Origin of the sequence: Mycobacterium sp. pW045, from assembly GCF_041287085.1 — a bacterium.
Classification (GTDB): domain Bacteria; phylum Actinomycetota; class Actinomycetes; order Mycobacteriales; family Mycobacteriaceae; genus Mycobacterium; species Mycobacterium algericum_A.
The window spans coordinates 19,709-36,075 of record NZ_JBGGKU010000009.1; the positions used below are offsets into that span (position 1 = coordinate 19,709).

16 protein-coding genes are annotated in these 16,367 nt (G+C 68.5%); 5 read left to right on the plus strand and 11 right to left on the minus strand.

What is annotated here, in order from left to right:
* Window positions 1–293: 293 nt before the first annotated feature.
* The 8 genes from ACAG20_RS15160 to ACAG20_RS15195 form a co-directional block, all read right to left on the minus strand.
* Complete coding sequence (locus tag ACAG20_RS15160) at window positions 294–1,202, minus strand: alpha/beta hydrolase (RefSeq protein ID WP_370493148.1); 909 nt, start codon at window positions 1,200–1,202, stop codon at window positions 294–296.
* A complete protein-coding gene (locus ACAG20_RS15165) occupies window positions 1,199–1,828 on the minus strand; it encodes a TetR/AcrR family transcriptional regulator (protein WP_370493149.1) in 630 nt (209 codons plus the stop codon). Before ACAG20_RS15165 ends, ACAG20_RS15160 begins: the two co-directional genes overlap by 4 nt.
* Window positions 1,818–3,188, minus strand: coding sequence for a flavin-containing monooxygenase (locus tag ACAG20_RS15170; protein WP_370493150.1), 1,371 nt, complete (start codon window positions 3,186–3,188; stop codon window positions 1,818–1,820). Before ACAG20_RS15170 ends, ACAG20_RS15165 begins: the two co-directional genes overlap by 11 nt.
* A 178-nt stretch (window positions 3,189–3,366) precedes the next feature.
* Complete coding sequence (locus ACAG20_RS15175; RefSeq protein WP_370493151.1) at window positions 3,367–4,773, minus strand: TIGR00366 family protein; 1,407 nt, start codon at window positions 4,771–4,773, stop codon at window positions 3,367–3,369.
* Complete coding sequence (locus ACAG20_RS15180) at window positions 4,770–5,357, minus strand: TetR/AcrR family transcriptional regulator (protein WP_370493152.1); 588 nt, start codon at window positions 5,355–5,357, stop codon at window positions 4,770–4,772. The genes ACAG20_RS15175 and ACAG20_RS15180 overlap by 4 nt, the downstream gene beginning before the upstream one ends.
* Entirely contained in the window at window positions 5,354–7,180 is a 1,827-nt protein-coding gene (locus ACAG20_RS15185) for a flavin-containing monooxygenase (protein WP_370493153.1), read from the minus strand. Before ACAG20_RS15185 ends, ACAG20_RS15180 begins: the two co-directional genes overlap by 4 nt.
* Before the next feature lie 117 nt (window positions 7,181–7,297).
* The gene (locus ACAG20_RS15190; RefSeq protein WP_370493154.1) at window positions 7,298–8,029 is read right to left on the minus strand and encodes a cutinase family protein; all 732 of its coding nucleotides are present in this window, start codon (window positions 8,027–8,029) and stop codon (window positions 7,298–7,300) included.
* Window positions 8,030–8,130: 101 nt separating this feature from the next.
* Complete coding sequence (locus ACAG20_RS15195) at window positions 8,131–9,105, minus strand: NADPH:quinone oxidoreductase family protein (protein ID WP_370493155.1); 975 nt, start codon at window positions 9,103–9,105, stop codon at window positions 8,131–8,133.
* Between the two features lie 177 nt (window positions 9,106–9,282).
* On the opposite strand from ACAG20_RS15195, the gene ACAG20_RS15200 reads away from it, so the two are divergent.
* The gene (locus ACAG20_RS15200; RefSeq protein WP_370493156.1) at window positions 9,283–10,197 is read left to right on the plus strand and encodes an alpha/beta fold hydrolase; all 915 of its coding nucleotides are present in this window, start codon (window positions 9,283–9,285) and stop codon (window positions 10,195–10,197) included.
* A gap of 5 nt (window positions 10,198–10,202) precedes the next feature.
* Window positions 10,203–11,201, plus strand: a complete 999-nt coding sequence (locus ACAG20_RS15205) for a TIGR03617 family F420-dependent LLM class oxidoreductase (protein ID WP_370493157.1) — start codon at window positions 10,203–10,205, stop codon at window positions 11,199–11,201.
* A gap of 8 nt (window positions 11,202–11,209) precedes the next feature.
* On the opposite strand, the gene ACAG20_RS15210 is transcribed toward ACAG20_RS15205, so the two are convergent.
* On the minus strand, window positions 11,210–12,328 hold the full coding sequence (locus ACAG20_RS15210; protein ID WP_370493158.1) for a hypothetical protein: 1,119 nt from the start codon (window positions 12,326–12,328) through the stop codon (window positions 11,210–11,212).
* Window positions 12,328–13,494, minus strand: coding sequence for a phosphotransferase family protein (locus ACAG20_RS15215; RefSeq protein WP_370493159.1), 1,167 nt, complete (start codon window positions 13,492–13,494; stop codon window positions 12,328–12,330). The genes ACAG20_RS15210 and ACAG20_RS15215 overlap by 1 nt, the downstream gene beginning before the upstream one ends.
* Before the next feature lie 28 nt (window positions 13,495–13,522).
* Between ACAG20_RS15215 and ACAG20_RS15220 the strand changes: the two genes are divergently transcribed.
* Genes ACAG20_RS15220 through ACAG20_RS15230 form a run of 3 tightly spaced genes read left to right on the plus strand, consistent with a single transcriptional unit; the run spans window position 13,523 to window position 15,813 of the window.
* On the plus strand, window positions 13,523–14,125 hold the full coding sequence (locus ACAG20_RS15220; RefSeq protein ID WP_370493160.1) for a TetR/AcrR family transcriptional regulator: 603 nt from the start codon (window positions 13,523–13,525) through the stop codon (window positions 14,123–14,125).
* A gap of 3 nt (window positions 14,126–14,128) precedes the next feature.
* Window positions 14,129–14,824: a PIG-L deacetylase family protein gene (locus ACAG20_RS15225; RefSeq protein WP_370493161.1), complete on the plus strand. Its 696-nt coding sequence runs from the start codon at window positions 14,129–14,131 to the stop codon at window positions 14,822–14,824.
* Window positions 14,821–15,813 (plus strand): Gfo/Idh/MocA family protein, encoded by a 993-nt coding sequence (locus tag ACAG20_RS15230; RefSeq protein ID WP_370493162.1) that lies wholly within the window; start codon window positions 14,821–14,823, stop codon window positions 15,811–15,813. Before ACAG20_RS15225 ends, ACAG20_RS15230 begins: the two co-directional genes overlap by 4 nt.
* Window positions 15,814–15,842: 29 nt before the next feature.
* Here the strand turns inward: ACAG20_RS15230 and ACAG20_RS15235 are convergent, their stop codons facing one another.
* Window positions 15,843–16,331, minus strand: a complete 489-nt coding sequence (locus ACAG20_RS15235) for a flavin reductase family protein (protein WP_013829804.1) — start codon at window positions 16,329–16,331, stop codon at window positions 15,843–15,845.
* Window positions 16,332–16,367 lie beyond the last annotated feature (36 nt).

Consider the following 16,367-nt stretch of genomic DNA (forward strand, 5'->3'; position numbering starts at 1 on the left):
CCTGTCCCCGCTACTAGTTGAGAACGGCCCCCGGAGAACGCTCCGGGGGCCGTTTTCCATGGGCTGCCCAGCTAAGCCCCGCTGCGGCGGCCCTAATGCTCGGTGGCCATGTCGGCGCGCAACGCGCGCCACTGCGAGTCGCACGATTGCGGCGGTGGGAGACGTGGCGCTCCTGGCAGCCGGTCGCAGAACGGGCGTTCCGAACCGATTCGTCGTGAGTTCGGTCTGCGGTCGCGGCGGAAGACGGCGGCACGGAATGGCCCAAGGCAGCGGACCATCCGAGCGGCCGGTCGCTACCCGGGGATGAGGATGCGCTGCAGGAACGCGATCTGATCCTTGACGGCCCGCTCATGCCACCCGGCGCCGGGATACACGTCGAAGTGGTCGCAGGGGTAGTGGTGGACCACCGCCCTCATCCGCGTCGCCGCCACGGTCGCCGCTTCCGGCGGGGCGATCCGGTCCTGATCGCCGACCTGCACGAGGGCCGGGCAGCGCACCCGGCTGGCGCTCGCAACCGGCCGGTATGCACCCATCACCATCACCAGTCGTGCGGCGAACTCGTTGCGCCAGGTCGGCCCGGCGATGCGGATCATCCCCTCGAGGGCCCCCGCGGCGCTGAGGCCGGCCACCTCCCCGGGTGCGGCCACGACCGGGATGAGTACGGGCGGGCGGCCGAGCAACTTCGCCATGACGTCACGCGCGCCGCGAGCCATCACTCGCATGATGTGGCGCGTCCCGAGCGTCCGCAGCATGTGGGTCACCACTGCCAGTCCGTCGGTCGCGGGCGTCAGCGAGATGACCCCGGCCAGCTTCGGGTCCGCTGCCGCGACCCGGATGACGTGCCCGCCGGACAGCGACACCCCCCACGCCACGATCCGCGCCGCATCCACGCCGTCGACTCGCCGCGCGTAGTCGACCACCGCGTGGTAGTCGGCGATCTGCCGATCGAGGGAAATCAATTGCCTTGGCTGACCCGATGATTCGGCGAAGTGCCGGTAGTCGAACGTGACGACGTCAGTGCCCGCTGCGGTAAGCGCCGTGGCGAACTCGAACAACCCACAGTCCTTGGTCGCGCCGAGGCCGTGGGCCATCACGACGCAGGGGCGTCCGGCCGGACCGGACAACGCGTCCGTCGTCGCGGGGAAGTGTCTCGCCGCGATGATCTCACCGGCGACCGGGATCTGCATTCGGGCCGATGTCATGGTGCGGCCGCTCCGAAAAGCGCTGTGTGCCAGACGTGGATGATCGCTTCGCGAAGCGGGCCGGTGGCCTCCGGTCCGTCGTCGGACCGGACGTGGCGGTCGAGGACCCGTTCGTTCATCGAGATCAGCGAGTGGGCGAGCGCCCCGGCGTCGGGAATGTCGATGGTGGGCTGGGTGGTGATGAAGTCGCAGACGAACTCCTCGTAGCGCTGCAGCCACTGGTCCCAGATCGTCCGTGCCTCGGGGTCGTAGTCGCGGGCGTCGAGCATCGCCCGGAACAGGGTCCGGTGGGTATGCCACGACTCGAAGGTCCGCATCATCGCGTCGGTGACGGAGGCGCGCGGGTCACCGCCACCTGCGAGGGCGCCCCCGATCGTGAAGACGTCGTCGTGAAAGATGTTGCTCAGCAGTTCGGTGACGGCTTCATGCTTGCCGGCGAAGTAGAAATAGAACGCCGGCCGCTTCAGACCCGCTGCCCGTGCCACCTCGGCGATGCTGATCTCGGCCAGCGACTGGGTCTGCAACAGCTTCTCGAAAGCCTCCAGAAGCCGCTGCCTGCTCTGGTCGCCGCGCGGTTGCGGCCGGCGCGCGTTGCGTCGCGACGTCTGCGTCGTCTCAGGCGGCACCGGCGGCCTCGCGGGCCCGACCGGCCAGCTGTACCGGTCCCAGCTTCTCGACACGCCGCCGCCCGGCGGGCAGTTCACGCTTGCGCATATCGCGCTCGTAGTCCCAGTAGTCCACCTGCTGGGTGTGCCGTGGTTTGTCGGCGAAGTGCCCGACGTACTTGCGTTCGTCGGCGGCGATGACGCGCTTCATCTCGGCCTCGGACGGGGGCCGGTAGGTGCCGGCCAGATACGCCGCGGCCAACCGGGCCTGGCACTCCACGAACGGGAACAGCGTGGGGACCGCCTGGGCGAATCCGATGAACAGCAGGTCGTCGATGCCCGGTTTGAGGATTCGCTTGTAGAGCGGCAGCCGGTTGTCCGGGGCCTCGATGAAGGTGCGGTCGAAGAACGGGAACGTGATGTTGTATCCCGTCGCATAGATGATGACGTCCGCTTCGACGGAGGTACCGTCGACGAATCTCACCGAACTGCCGTCCAGGCGTTCGATATTCGGCTTCGCGGTCGCATCGCCCGATCCCAGCCGCATGAGGAGTTCGGCGGACTGGGTGGGGTGCGCCTCAAGGAAGCGATGGTTGGGTTTGGGCAGGCCGTAGCGCTGTGGATCACCGAACATCAACCGTGCGAAGGGCTGCATCGCCCGGCGCTGCCACGACAGCGGGATCACCGGCAGCGAGCGCGCGACCTGGTCGGCGGTCTTGCCGAAGATGTACTTGGGTACCACCCAGGCGCCCGAGCGGGTGGAGAGATAAACCGTGTTGCGCCAGGACTTCTGGGAAAGCTCGGAAACCAGGTCCGCGGCCGAGTTGCCGATGCCGACGACGACGATGCGTTTGCCGCGCAGATCGAGCGGTTCGGTGGGGTCGATGTACTGGTGGGCGTGGATGCTTTCACCGGTGAACTCGCCCGGGAAGTCAGGCGTGCGCGGATCCCAGTGATGACCGTTGGCGACGACCAGGGCGTCGTACCGCCGGGTCTGTCCGTCCGCGGTGTCGAGTTCCCAGCCCCCTTGGGGCAGGCGTCGTGCGTGGCTGACCCCGTTCTGGAACTGGATGCGCCTCAACAGGCCGAAGGTGTCGGCGTAGTCGTCCAGGTACTCCTTGATCTGGGAGTGATGCGGGAAGTCGGGGAGGTCGTCGCGCATCGGGAAGTCGCGAAACGACAGGCACTCGCGCGAGGTGTCGATGTGCAGGGACCGGTAGGCACTGGAGTGGCCGTTCGGGTTGCGGAACGCCCAATTTCCGCCGATCCGGTCGGATGAGTCGAAGCAGTCGTACTCGACCCCGGCGTCAGCGAGGTTCTTGCCCGTGGTCAAACCGCTGATGCCCGCCCCGATGATCGCCACCGTTGGAGATGAAGCCATGATCGCCACCGTTCTGTGAACTAGGACACGGCACAGATTACTCATTTTCTGACACTTGTCAAAAAATGGCCTCTCCCGCAGCGGCGCGCGGCGAGGGGAAGGCGGGCCGGTGACAATCATCCGAGCTCGGCGCTGACCTCCGTCGGCCGCCGCCTCCGGCCACCATCCAGCGCAACCTTCACACCAGCCACGGCGCGACCAACGTCATCGCCCCCATTACCGCCAGCCCGATCACGAACGCCACCACCGTGAACCCCATCACCTGACGGACATTGAGCTTGGCGATGGCCAGCAGTGGCAGCAGCCAGAACGGCTGGATCATGTTCGCCACGCCCTCGCCGACGGCGACGGCCATGGAGATCAACCCGAGATAGCCGGGCGAGTGCTGGCCGATCGCCAGCGCCGAGTCGACCGCGATCGGGCCCTGTATCGCCCAGTGGCCGCCGCCGGAGGGCACGAACAGGCTGATGATCACCGAACCGAGGAACGTCAGGAACGGCAGCGTGTACTGCGTGGCGCCGTTCACCAGCATCTGGGCCAGCACGGTCTGCAGCGGCGTGGAGCCTTCGGCGCCTTGATACGCCAGCAGGCCGATCAGGCCACCGTAGAGCGGGTATTGCAGCAGCAACGGGCCGGAGACCTTCGCGGCAGCGGTGAAGGCCCGGATGAAGCGGATCGGCGTGCCGTGCAGCAGGGCGGCGGTGATGGTGAACAGCATGATCATCGAGGCGATATTGAGCGCGCAACCACTCACCACGAAATACGCCATGCCCGCGGCGAATACGAGCACGTTGAGGATCCACTGGTTTTCCAGCCATTCGGCGAACGTCGTGCTGGTCTGCGGCTCGACGAGCGGATCGTCGTCGTCGAAGACCGCGGGATCCGGCGCCAGGCGCTCGGACGGCTCCATCCGCCATACCGCGAGCGCGAGCAGCGCCAGCACGATCATCACCGACAGCCAGCTATAGGGCTGGAAGACGGTGTGGCGCAACGGAACGCTGAATCCGACGGTCTTGTGGATCACGTTGATCGGGCTGCCGGGATCGGTGTTGGCCAGCGTGATCGACGATGACAGCCCCTGCGTCCAGACGATGAAGCCCATGAACGCCGCGGCGATCAGGTACCCGAAGTGCGAGTCGGGGAACCGTCGCGTGACCTGGCGGGCGACCAGCGCGCCGGCGACCAGTCCAAGGCCCCAGTTCAGCAGGGACAGCACGGCGCTCACGGTGAAACACAGCAGCGCGCCCTGCGTCTGGTTGCGCGGTGTTGCCGCGATGCGGATGGTGGCCCGCTTGAGCACCGGCGCCTCGGCCAGCGTGTAACCGGTCACCAGGATCAGCACCATCTGGAAGGCGAAGGTGAAGATGTTCTCCGGGCCCCATACCCCGCTGTACCAGGCAGTCAGCATGCCGTGAGCCGACGCTCCGCGTACCAGCACGGCGACCAGGCCGGCGACGATGAGCGTCAGTATCACCGCGAACAGATACGGGTCGGGCATCAGACGCTCGACGTAGCGCACACTCAGCCCGGTGAGCGCCTGCATGGCGCCCCGACGGTTGGCCCGCCGCGCCGAGCTCGTCGTCATCGCATGGTGGCGTGCAGGGCGTCGGTCATCGCCTCGATGGCGGCCTCGCGGTCCAGCGGCCAACCGTCGACCAGCCACAGATGCATGAAGGAGTCGACCATGGTGTACATCATCGCGATGGCCAGCCGCAGCTGGTCCTCGGTGGCACCGGGCATCGCGTCAGCCTCGATCCACTCGGTGACGTTGGCCTCCATGGTGGCCCGGTGCGCCGCGGCGAACTCCGGATCGGCTGCTCGCGCCTGGTGCAGTGCGGTGTAGAGCTGCGGTGCGGTGGTGTAGAAGTCGACCACCTTCTCGAAGAAGGCCTTGATCGAGGGCCGTCCCGATCGGCCGCCGCGCGGCGCGTCCTGCTGAGACCACACGGTCATGCGGGTGTTGCGCAGCTCGCGAAGCACCGCCGCCTTGGAGTCGAAGTGAAGGTAGAACGTCGCCCGCCCGATACCGGCGCGGCGCACGATGTCGTCGATGGTCACCGCGACGTAGCCGCGTTCGGCGAATGCCTCCAGTGCGGCGGTCATGATGTGCTCGCGGGTCATGATGCGGTGCCGGTCACGCATCGTGAGTTTCGGTGCAGCGGAAGTCATTCCAGCACCACCCCCTCCAACTGGCCTGTGGAGCGCCACTTCTCGAGCATGTCGAAGAAGTCGACGGGCTTGCCGCCGAAGTTCGTCGACAGCATGCCGTGCGGATTCTCCTTGTCGCCTTCGGAGCTGAGGTAACTCGGTGTGCACTCGGCGTAGAAGGCCTTGGGTTTCTCCGAGGCTGCGTCCATCGCGGCCAGCCACTGGTCCTCGGCGGCCCGGGTGGCCTCGATGGTGTTCGCGCCGCGCCGCACGAACGTGTCGACCAGATAGGCGAAATGCCGGGCCCGTTCTTCGGCGGTATGGGTGTAGTTGGGGGAGACCCCGGACTGGGTGTAGCCGAGGAAGAAACAGTTCGGGAAGCCGTGGGTCTGCAGGCCGTGCAACGTCCGCATGCCCTTGGCCCACTTGTCGCTCAACCGCACCTCATCACGGCCCACGATCTCGAAGCCGAGCCGGCGGGTGAACTCGGTGCCCACTTCGAAGCCGGTGGCGAACACCAGGGCGTCGAGCTCGTATTCGATCCCGTCGACGACGACGGCGGTCTCGGTGAATCGTTCGACGCCGCGCCCGTCGGTGTCGACCAGGGTGACGTTGTCCCGGTTGAACGTATCGAGGTACTGGTCGTGGTAGCCGGGGCGCTTGCAGTTCAGCCGGTACCACGGCTTGAGTGCTTCGGCGGTCTTGCGGTCGTGGACGGTGTCGTCGATCCGCTTGCGCAGCCGCTCCATCGCCTCGTAGTCGGCGCGGAACAGGAAGTCGGCGATCTCCTGCGGCGTCATCTCCCGGCCGAGACGCCGGGTTTCGCGGACTACCGCGGACTCGCTCAGCTCGAGCGCCTTCTGGGTCCAGCCGTCGTCGGTCATGTCCAGATCCATCTCCACACCGCAGGTGACGCGGGTGAAGTTCTCCATGCGCTCCCGCTGCCATCCGGGCTTCAGGCCGGCGGCCCACTGCGGATCGGTGGGCCGGTTGCCCCGCACCGAAACGGTGCTCGGGGTCCGCTGGAAGACATAGAGCTGGCGGGCCCACTCACCCAGGTGCGGGATGCACTGCAGCCCAGTCGAACCGGTGCCGATGACGCCGACACGCTTGTCGGTCAGGTTGGTGAGCCCACCGGATTCGTCGCCACCGGTGTAACCGAAGTCCCAGCGGCTGGTGTGGAAGGTGTGTCCGCGGAACTCGTTGATGCCGGCGATGCCCGGCAGCTTCGGGCGGGTGAGCGACCCGGGCGAGACGGCGACCAGCGTCGCGGTGAAGGCGTCGCCGCGGTCGGTGGTGATCTGCCAGTTTTTGGCGGACTCGTCCCAGCGCAGGCCGGTGACGGTGGTGCCCAGCAGGGCGTTCTCGTAGAGGCCGTAGTGCTTGGCGATGTTCTGCAGGTGTTCGCGGATCTCCGGGCCGTGCGCGTAGCGCTCGCTGGGAACGTAGTCCAGCTCTTCGAGCAACGGCAGATAGATGTAGGACTCGACGTCGCACTGCACGCCCGGATAGCGGTTCCAGTACCAGGTGCCGCCAAAATCGCCGGCGGTGTCGACCATCCGGATGTCGTCGATGCCGGCTTCTTGTAATCGCGCGGCAGCGATCAGGCTGCCCAGGCCGGCGCCGATGATCGCCACCTGGACGTGATCCCGCACCGGGTCGCGTTCGACCCGCTCGGTCCACGGGTCGTCGGCATAGTGCGAAAAATCGGCTGTGACCTCGATGAACTGGTTGACCGCGTCGGGCCGCATTCGCTTGTCGCGTTCGAGCGCGTACTTCGCCCGTACCCACTCGGCGTCGTACTGCGCCGGCTGAGGCCCCAGGGAGGCAACCGTGTCTGGCATCTCGTCGTGCTCCTCGCGCCCGTGCCATCTCGCTGGACATAGTGTCCAGTCAACAGGCTAGACGATATCTTGCCAGACACGACGTATACGGGCCCGCCCCGGGCGGCCGGCGTCGGGTCAGAGTCGCTGCGCGGCGAACCGCGCCGCCTGGCCGACCATGCCGTTGGCCGGGTACGTGGCATGGGCGATGTTCGGTGGCCCGCCGGGAGCGCCGTTGCAGATGGTGTCGCCGGGGGCGCACAGTTCGATGGTCTTGGACGCATACAGCGGGCCGATCGTGACCGGGGGTGCGCCGTAGCCGCGGAGGAAGTCTTCGGACGGCAGGCCGAGCAGGGCCACCGCGGCAACGTGATTGGCCACCTCCGGCGGCATCGGCGAGGGCAGGTAGCCCAGGAACTCCGCGGGCACCTCCTTGGGAACCGACGGCGAGGTGACGAAACCGGTGACGACGGCGCCCTGCGAGAAGCCGCCGAGCACTATCTTGGTGTGCGGGCAGCGCGCCGCGGTCGCCTGAATGTGGTCGGCCTCGTCGCGGATCCCGTCGACGACGGTCCGGGCGAAGTCGATGCCCGCACCGAAATCGCCGCTGGCGGCGTAGTTGACCGGGTAGACCTCGACCGACCTGCCGCCGGCTTCGGCGCGCAACGCGTCGACGAACGCCTGCCCGACGCCGCCGACCCCGGGCGGCTCACCGGTTCCGCGGGCGAACACCACCTCCACGTCCGGGCACGGCTGCGCCGATGCCGCCGCAGCCGGGTGCAGCAGCATCGCCCCGATGGTCAGCAGCACTGCGCCGAGGCAGCGTGCCGCAGTACGTGGCCACTCGGCCTGATTACGAATGGTGTCCATCACTGTCCTCGCTGGCTTGGTGTCGTCTGGGATCCCTGCCCGATGCGGGTACCCAGGTCCAGGCTGCGGGAAGCAGCGAATCATCCGGTCGGCGCGGGGCGTTATCCCCGCAGCCGCAACACGACCTTGCCGGCCGCGGTGCGGTTCTCCAACGCCGCCAGCGCATCAGCGGCATCGTCGAGGGCAAACACCTCGGGTTGCGGCGCCGACACCGCCCCCGAGGCCAACAGCTGCTCCAGGGTGCCCCACTGCCGCTGCAGCTCGCCGGGATGCGACATCACCCACGCCCCCCACCCGACGCCGACCACGTCGATGTTGTTCAGCAGCAGCCGGTTCACCTTCACGGTGGGAATCTCACCGCCGGTGAACCCCACCACCAGCAGTTTTCCGCCGGGCGTCAACGACCGCAGCGAGTCGGTGAACCGGTCACCGCCGACCGGGTCGAGGATCAGATCCACCCCTTTGCCGCCGGTCAACTCGGCCACCGCGCCGCGGAAGCCGTCGGCCAACACGGTGTCGGTGGCGCCGGCGGCCCGGGCCACCTCGGCTTTGGCCTCGGTGGAGACCACGGCGATCACCCGCGACGCCCCCAGCGGACCCGCCAGCCGCAGCGTCGAGGTGCCGATGCCGCCGGCGGCGCCGTGCACCAGCACCGTGGCGCCCTGCGACAGCTTGCCGCGGGTGGTCAATGCGAACAGCACGGTGAGGTCGTTGAACAGCAGTCCGGCGCCGGCCTCGAACGACACCACGTCAGGCAGCTTGAACACCTGCTCGGCGGGCAGTGCGATCACCTGCGCCATCGCGCCGTTGAGCATGGTCAGCGCGGCCACCCGGTCCCCGGCGCGGACATGCGCGCCCGCCGGGGCGCTGCGCACCACCCCGGCGGCCTCTCCGCCCGGCACGAACGGCAGCTCGGGTTTGTGCTGGTAGAGCCCGCGGGACTGCAGCACATCGGGGAAGGCCACCCCGGCGGCGTGCACGTCGATGACGACCATGTCGTCGCCGGACGGCTCGTCGAGATCGACCACCCGGGCGGCTGCCGGTCCGTCGAGCTGGGCTATCTGTACCGCGCGCATGGGCGACCTCCGTATGTAGTGGCTGAAGAAAAACCTAAACCACCTCGGCGTAGACTCGCGATGCGGCAGCGTTGCCGCCCTTTCGGTGAGGTGGCGATGAGTGCTCTGAGTTCTCCGGGATCCAACAGGCGCCGAGGCGCCGGCACATTGCCGGCGGCGTTACCGCCCGCTCGCACCATGGCGGTTCGGGCCGCCGACGGAACCAAGCTCCACACCCAGGTGTTCGGCCCGGCAGACGGGTACCCGATCGTGCTGGCACACGGCATCACCTGCGCCATTCGGGTCTGGGGAAACCAGATCGCCGAGCTGGCCAAGGACTACCGGGTGATCGCTTATGACCATCGCGGCCACGGCAGCAGCGGGGTGCCCAAGCGCGGTGGCTACACCCTGACCCACCTGGCATCCGACCTGGATTCGGTGCTGGAGGCCACGCTGGCGCCCGGTGAGCGCGCCGTGATCGCCGGGCATTCGATGGGCGGCATCGCGATCAGCGCCTGGTCGGACCGCTATCGCCACCGGGTCGAGGAGCGCGCCGACGCGGTGGCGCTGATCAACACCACCACCGGCAACCTGCTCGCCGAGGTCGACCTGTTCGCGGTGGCGCCGCCGCTGCAGCGGGCGCGCGTGCAGGCGGCACGCCGGGCGCTGCTGACGTTCGGCAGTGTCCCGATCGTCGGGCCGGCGAACTTGGCGGTCCGGCGGTTCGTGCACATGCTCGCCGTCGGCGGCGAAGCCGATCCCGCTGTCACGTCATTGATCTGCGACCTGTTCGCCCGCACCCCGCCGGTCGGCCGCGGCCACTGGGTGCGGACCCTCGTCGACTCGCTCGGCTACTCGTCCTACCTCAGCCTCGACGGGCTGACAGTGCCCACCCTGGTTGTCGGCAGCACCCGTGACCGGCTGCTGCCTATGGTGGCGTCGCGGCGCATCGCCGACCTGGCGCCCAACCTCACGAAGTTCGTCGAGGTCGCCGGGGGACACTGCTCGATCCTCGAGCACCCCGCCGTGGTGAATCGCGAGCTTCGCGACCTGGCCGAGCTGGTCAGCGGATCGGCGGGCGGCATGACGGCCGACCACGGAATCATCTCCTGACGGCATTGAAGGTCCTCACGGCGCTGAGCGGGCTGACCGGTGTCGCCGGCCAGGCCCGCGAGTTGCGCGACGCCGGGGTGAGCGGCGTCTTCACCTTCGAGGGCCCGCACGACGTGTTCGCACCGCTGACGCTGGCGGCCGGTGTCGGCGGCCTGGACCTGATGACCAACGTCGCGATCGCCTTCCCGCGCAACCCGATCCACCTCGCCCACCAGGCCAATGACCACCAGCTGCTCAGCGGCGGACGGTTCATCCTGGGGCTGGGCACCCAGGTGCGCGCGCAGATCGAGAAGCGGTTCGGTGCGGCCTTCGACCGTCCGGTGGACCGCATGGTCGAGCTGGTCGGTGCGCTTCGGGCGATCTTCGAATGCTGGCAGACCGGCGCCCGCTTGGACTTTCGCGGTCACTACTACCGGCACACGTTGATGACGCCGACGTTCAGCCCGGGGCCGAACCCCTACGGCGCCCCGCCGATCTACGTCGGCGCCCTGGGGCCGCGGCTGACCCGGGCGGCCGCCGAACATGCCGATGGACTGCTGGTGATGCCGTTCTCCACCAAGCGATTCCTGCACCGCAACACCATGGCCGCGGTCCGCGACGGGCTGGCCCAAGCGGGGCGCGCACGAGAAGACTTCGCAGTGGTGCCCGAAATCATCGTGGCCACCGGTGCCACCGACGCCGAGCGAGAGGCCGCCGAAGCCGCCACCCGGATGCTGCTCGGTTTCTATGCGTCCACACCCGCATACGCCCCGGTGCTGGCCGCCCACGGCTGGGAAGCGCTGCAACCCGAACTCAACGCGTTGTCCAAGCGGGGGCAGTGGGCGCAGTTGGGGGCGGCGATCACCGATGAGATCCTGCACACCATCGCCGCCTGCGGCACCCCGGCGCAGGTGGCCGCGCGCATCCGCGACCGGGTCGACGGCATCTCCGATACGGTCTGCGTCTACCAGGCCGCGCCGATCGCGCCGGCGCTGATCGGCGAGATCGTCAGCGGACTCGGCTGAACACCGGGCTACGGCGCCATGGTGACCCAGTCGGGGAATCCCGTCGGGTCGTGCCGGCCCAGCACGCCGTGCTCGAAGAGTCCCCAGCCCTCCACCGGAGCGTTGGCGTCGCCCTCGCGGCACACCGCACGCCCGACGTGGTCGATCATCCCGAAGCTGGTGCGCGCGATGACCGCCGGATCGGTCATGTCGTAGGTCAACCGCTCGCTGAACTTCGCGCCCTTCCATTCCCCGTGCAGCCAGTCGCTGTCGCCGCCGTATCCGCCGCCGACGTGAATCGGCACCGGCAGTTTGGATTCCACTTCGAAGACCACCGGGGTGCCGTCGGGCCGGGTCGCCTCGATGGTGGCACCGGTGGCGATGCGGGTGCCGGAGCGGTAGCGGGTGGCCACCCGCGGCCAGCCCAGCTGCTCGACACGGCCATCACGCCAGATCCTGGTGCAGTCGTTGAGTGAGCGGAAGCCGTCGGGCTCCTCCTGGATGATCATCACCACCGCGAAATCGTCGAACGCCATCGGCACATACAGCCACCACATGCCGTCGAACGGCGGGTCGGCGGGCCGGCCTGCCGGTTCGCGCTCGCCGACCGGGCGGATACCCCAGGACCGGTCGCGCGACCCGATCCACACCGACGGGTCGACGGTGATCTGCTCGCCGTCGATCACGATCTGCCCGCTCCAGGAACCCAGCTGGGCGAAGCGCTGCGCGTCCAGCGTCACCCGGTTACCGGACCGCAGGATGTGCGGCTGTTCCTGCACGGCGTCGAACAGCCCCTGCCAGCGCAGGTCGAGCGCGATACCCTCGGTCTCCTCGAGGATCACTCGCAGCGAGCGCAGCGGATCGGTGACCTCGATGCGGTAGGCCCCGACGTGCTGGTTGAGCCGATCCTGATCGATGGCATCCGACAGGTGCACCGCGGTCTGGGTGTCGCCCCGCCGTACCAGGACGAACGCGTCTTTGACGCCGAGGTTGGGGTAGTAGCCGCAGCCGGTGATCACGAAGATGTCTCCGGTGCGGTCATGGGCGTTGAGGTAGCAGCGATCGTAGAAGTTGCGATCCGAGGAGCCCGGCCAGGCGATCGGTTGGGGCAGTTGGTGAATCGGGTATTCGTCGAGTGGTCCCAGCATCAGTTCTGTTCTCCGATCAGCTTTTTCAGCAACCCTGCGTGGTAGAAGAGGGATTCGGGGTCGGCGGGCCGTTCCATCTCGCCGAAGTGCACCCGGCGGGCCCCGGTGCGCATGAACACGATCGCCCACATCAGGCCGGCGTAGACGTAGAACCAGTGCAGGTCTCCCAGCTCGATGCCGGTGAGCCGTTGGTAGCTGGCCCGCACGTCGGTTTCGCGCAGCACCTGCGGCAGCCCCGGCAGCCCGGCCAGCCCGGCGAGTTCCTCGAAGACGCGGTGCGCGAAGATCATCCACGACACATCCAGCTCGCGCGGCCCCAGCGCCACCATCTCCCAGTCCAGCACGGCGACCGGGCGGAAGTCGCGGTAGAGCACGTTGCCGACCCGGGAGTCGCCCCAGCACAGCACCGTCTCGCCGCCGGCGACCTCGGCCGGCCAGTGCGCCTCCAGCCAGGCGATGGTGCGGTCCAGCAGCGCCGAGCGCCCGATGTCGGGCACCGCGAACTCATACCAGGCCCGCACGCGGTCGAAGTGCCGGCGCAGCGCAGTGTCGTCGGTGGGCCCGTCGTCGTCCTCGTCGAGGAAGCCGAACTGCCGGGTGGCGTCCGGAATCGCGTGCAGCTTGGCCAGCACCTCGACGGTGGTGTCCTGCAGGGTCCGTTGCTGGTCGGTGGTGGCGTCGGCGAACCAGTTGCCGCCGAAGGTGTAGGGCATGACGTCGGGTGGGACCTCGCCGTCGACGCGGTCCATCAGAAAGAACGGCCGGCCCAGCACCTCGCCGGTGGCTTCGATCCAGCGGACCTTCGGCACCGGGACGTCGGTGAGCTCGCCGACCCGCCGCATGACCTCGAACTGGTGGTCCAGCCGGTAGGCCGGAAACACCGGGACGTCTTCGTCGGTGGGCGCCACCCGCATCACCCAGCGCTGCTCGAGCGGCGCCCCCTGCTGGGCCCAGCGGCCGGTGAGCATGATGGTCTCCGACGACATGCCGTTGGTGTCGACCCCGCTTTCGACGGTGATCTCCGGCGTGGCCCCGTCGGGCAACTGCGTCGCAAGCCAGCGAGACATTACCGTGGGCAAGGTGGTGACATCGCGGCTGGAACGTTGGATCCGGCCGACGTCTCTTTCCACGGTCGGTTGGTCGGCCACGGTTGCGTCCTCCGTCACAGAAAATTACGATACGACAGGTAGCGTTATGAAAGCAGAAGCTTCACCGGTTGACAAGGGTTCCGGCGCCGGGCGGCCCCGCGATCCCCGTATCGACGCTGCCATATTGAAGGCCGCCGCGGAACTGGTTGTCGAGGTCGGATATTCGAACCTGAGCCTGGCGGCCGTCGCGGAACGGGCCGGGACGACCAAGACCGCGCTGTACCGCCGGTGGCCCAGCAAGGCCGAACTGGTGCACGAGGCCGTACTCTCGGTGCCGCCGAGTGCGGTGACGGCGCCACCGGGCGATGTGGCCGGTGATCTCCGGGCGATGATGGCCGGCGCGCGTGAGGCGCTGACCAACCCGGTGGTGCGGGCCGCGCTGCCCGGCCTGATCGCCGACATGGCGACCAACGCCGAGCTCACGGCACGGGCCCTGGAACGATTCGCGGACCTGTTCGAGGTGATGCGTGCCTGGGTGGCCGATGCGGTGGCCCGCGGTGATGCGCGAGCAGATGTGGACCCCGACCGGCTCGTCGAATTGATCGGCGGGGCAACGCTGTTGGCCATGTTCCTGCGACCCGACGACCAACTCGGTGGTGACTGGGTGCAGCAGACCGCCGACATCCTCGCTCACGGCGTGATCGCCTAGCCGATGTCCGGATTCCCCGAACCGCTGCCTTTCCCGGCCGACTGGACATCACTGCTGGTGCTGGTGCCCCATCCCGACGATCCCGAGTACGGGATGGCCGCCGCGGTGGCCAAGTGGACCGCGGCGGGCAAGACCGTCCGCTACGCGCTGGCCTGCCGTGGCGAGGCCGGTATCGAGGGAATGCCACCGCAGCAGGCCGGGCCGCTCCGGGAGGCCGAGCAGCGGCGGGCGGCGGCCATCGTGGGTGTGCATCCGGATGAGGGCGTCGACTTCTGGGACTTCCCCGACAGCGATATCCGTAACACGCCGGAGTTGCGCGCCAAGATCGCCGCGGTGATCACCGAGGTCCGCCCCGAGGTGGTGGTGAGCATCTACGGCGGCGCGCAGTTCGGCCCGGACGCCCCCAACCAACGCGACCACATCGAGTTCGCCGCCGCGGTCACCGACGTCTGGGACACGCTGGACAATCCGCCGCGTTGGCTGTTCCAGAACGGGCCGGACCCCACCCACGTCGAGGCCGTGGACGGCTACCTCGACGCCGCGGTGGACGCCCTGGCCGCGCACGAGGTCTACCTGTCGGTGCTTGATCCCGACACCCCGGTGCGCGAGCAGGCGCGCGCGGTGATCGACATGACGACACCGGCGCAGCACGGCGCGCGGCTGGCCGGGTTCAGTCTGCAACGGACCACGGCCGCATGAGCCGGCCGGTACTGCGGATCGGTGTGCTCGGCGCCGCGCGGATCACCCCGGTGGCACTGCTCAAACCCGCTGCCGACAACCCCGAGGTGGTGGTCAGCGCGGTCGCGGCCCGTGACCCCGGTCGGGCGCGTGCGTTCGCCGCCAAGCACGGCATCGGCCGGGTCCACGACAGCTATGACGCGCTGATCGCCGATCGGGAGGTCGATGCGGTCTACAACCCGCTGCCCAACAACCTGCACGGGCGGTGGACGCGGGCGGCGCTGGCCGCCGGAAAGCACGTGCTGTGCGAGAAGCCGTTCACCGCCAATGCCGACGAGGCCCGCGAGATCGCGGCGGTCACGGCCAAGACCGACCGGGTGGTGATGGAGGCGTTCCACTACCGCTATCACCCGATGACGTTGCGCATCGAGGAGATCATCGCCTCGGGGGAGTTGGGAACGCTGCGGCGGGTGGAGGCCGCGCTGAGCTTCCCGCTGCCCCGGTTCTCCGACATCCGCTACGACATCTCGCTGGCCGGCGGGGCGCTGATGGACGCCGGCTGTTACCCGGTGCACATGGTCCGCACCTTTGGCGGGGCGACACCGGAAGTGATTTCCGCGCAGGCGAAACTGCGCAACCCGCAGGTCGACCGGGCCATGACCGCGCAGTTGCGGTTCCCGGCGGGGCACACCGGGGCGATTCGCTGCTCGCTGTGGTCGTCGAACCTGCTGCAGGTCAGCGCCCGCGTGATCGGCGATCGCGGCGAGCTGCGGGCGCTCAACCCGCTGATGCCGCAGTACTTTCACCGGCTGCGGGTCCGCTCGGAGCAGGGCGGGCGCGTCGAGCGTTTCCCCCACCGGGCGTCGTATGCCTATCAGCTCGATGCGTTCGCCGACGCCGTGCTGCGCGGCGTGCCGGTGCCCACCACGCCGGAGGACGCGATCGAGAACATGACCGTCATCGACGCGATCTACACCGCTGCGGGCCTTGCGGTGCGGCAACCCAGCTGAGCGCGGAACGACTTCCGGCTCGGGCTTCTTCAGGCGTCGTGGCCCGCTTCGATGTCGTCGACGTCGGAGAATGCCAGTAGGCCGCCGGTGTGCGGAGGGGCGTACCCGGCGATCGGTTCCAGCAGATAACCCAGGTGGTCGCCGAGTTCGATACGGCTCAGCGTCTTGCCGACGAACCATGCCGGTGCGTCGTCGAGAATCGGCATGCCGGCCGGGCCGCTGTGCCAGGAGCAGTGCTCGAATTTGTCGATGTCATCGCCGGTTCGGCCGCCGAAAAGCCGGGCGAGCTCAATGTCACCGCGCGACAGCACATGGACGGCCAAATGGTCGGATCGGGCCGCGACCCCGAAGGTGTGGTTGCGTTCGGACACCCCGACCAGAAACCTCGGTGGCGCCAGGCTGGTCTGGGTGGCGAACCCGACCAGACAGCCCGAGGCATGACCGTCGGCCGCAGTGGTCACCACGAACATGGTGTAGTCCAGCATCGCGACCAGTCGCTGAAACGATTCGTCGTCCACCCGTCCATGATGGACCCGCTGATGCCGGCGCGCCCG

What these genes read in the sequence shown, in the direction of transcription:
- ACAG20_RS15160 (WP_370493148.1), bottom strand. Translation starts at nt 1,202, where the DNA reads ATGACATCGGCCCGAATGCAGATCCCGGTCGCCGGTGAGATCATCGCG.
- ACAG20_RS15170 (WP_370493150.1), bottom strand. Translation starts at nt 3,188, where the DNA reads ATGGCTTCATCTCCAACGGTGGCGATCATCGGGGCGGGCATCAGCGGT.
- ACAG20_RS15175 (WP_370493151.1), bottom strand. Translation starts at nt 4,773, where the DNA reads ATGACGACGAGCTCGGCGCGGCGGGCCAACCGTCGGGGCGCCATGCAG.
- ACAG20_RS15180 (WP_370493152.1), bottom strand. Translation starts at nt 5,357, where the DNA reads ATGACTTCCGCTGCACCGAAACTCACGATGCGTGACCGGCACCGCATC.
- ACAG20_RS15185 (WP_370493153.1), bottom strand. Translation starts at nt 7,180, where the DNA reads ATGCCAGACACGGTTGCCTCCCTGGGGCCTCAGCCGGCGCAGTACGAC.
- ACAG20_RS15190 (WP_370493154.1), bottom strand. Translation starts at nt 8,029, where the DNA reads ATGGACACCATTCGTAATCAGGCCGAGTGGCCACGTACTGCGGCACGC.
- ACAG20_RS15195 (WP_370493155.1), bottom strand. Translation starts at nt 9,105, where the DNA reads ATGCGCGCGGTACAGATAGCCCAGCTCGACGGACCGGCAGCCGCCCGG.
- ACAG20_RS15200 (WP_370493156.1), top strand. Translation starts at nt 9,283, where the DNA reads ATGGCGGTTCGGGCCGCCGACGGAACCAAGCTCCACACCCAGGTGTTC.
- ACAG20_RS15210 (WP_370493158.1), bottom strand. Translation starts at nt 12,328, where the DNA reads ATGCTGGGACCACTCGACGAATACCCGATTCACCAACTGCCCCAACCG.
- ACAG20_RS15220 (WP_370493160.1), top strand. Translation starts at nt 13,523, where the DNA reads ATGAAAGCAGAAGCTTCACCGGTTGACAAGGGTTCCGGCGCCGGGCGG.
- ACAG20_RS15225 (WP_370493161.1), top strand. Translation starts at nt 14,129, where the DNA reads ATGTCCGGATTCCCCGAACCGCTGCCTTTCCCGGCCGACTGGACATCA.
- ACAG20_RS15230 (WP_370493162.1), top strand. Translation starts at nt 14,821, where the DNA reads ATGAGCCGGCCGGTACTGCGGATCGGTGTGCTCGGCGCCGCGCGGATC.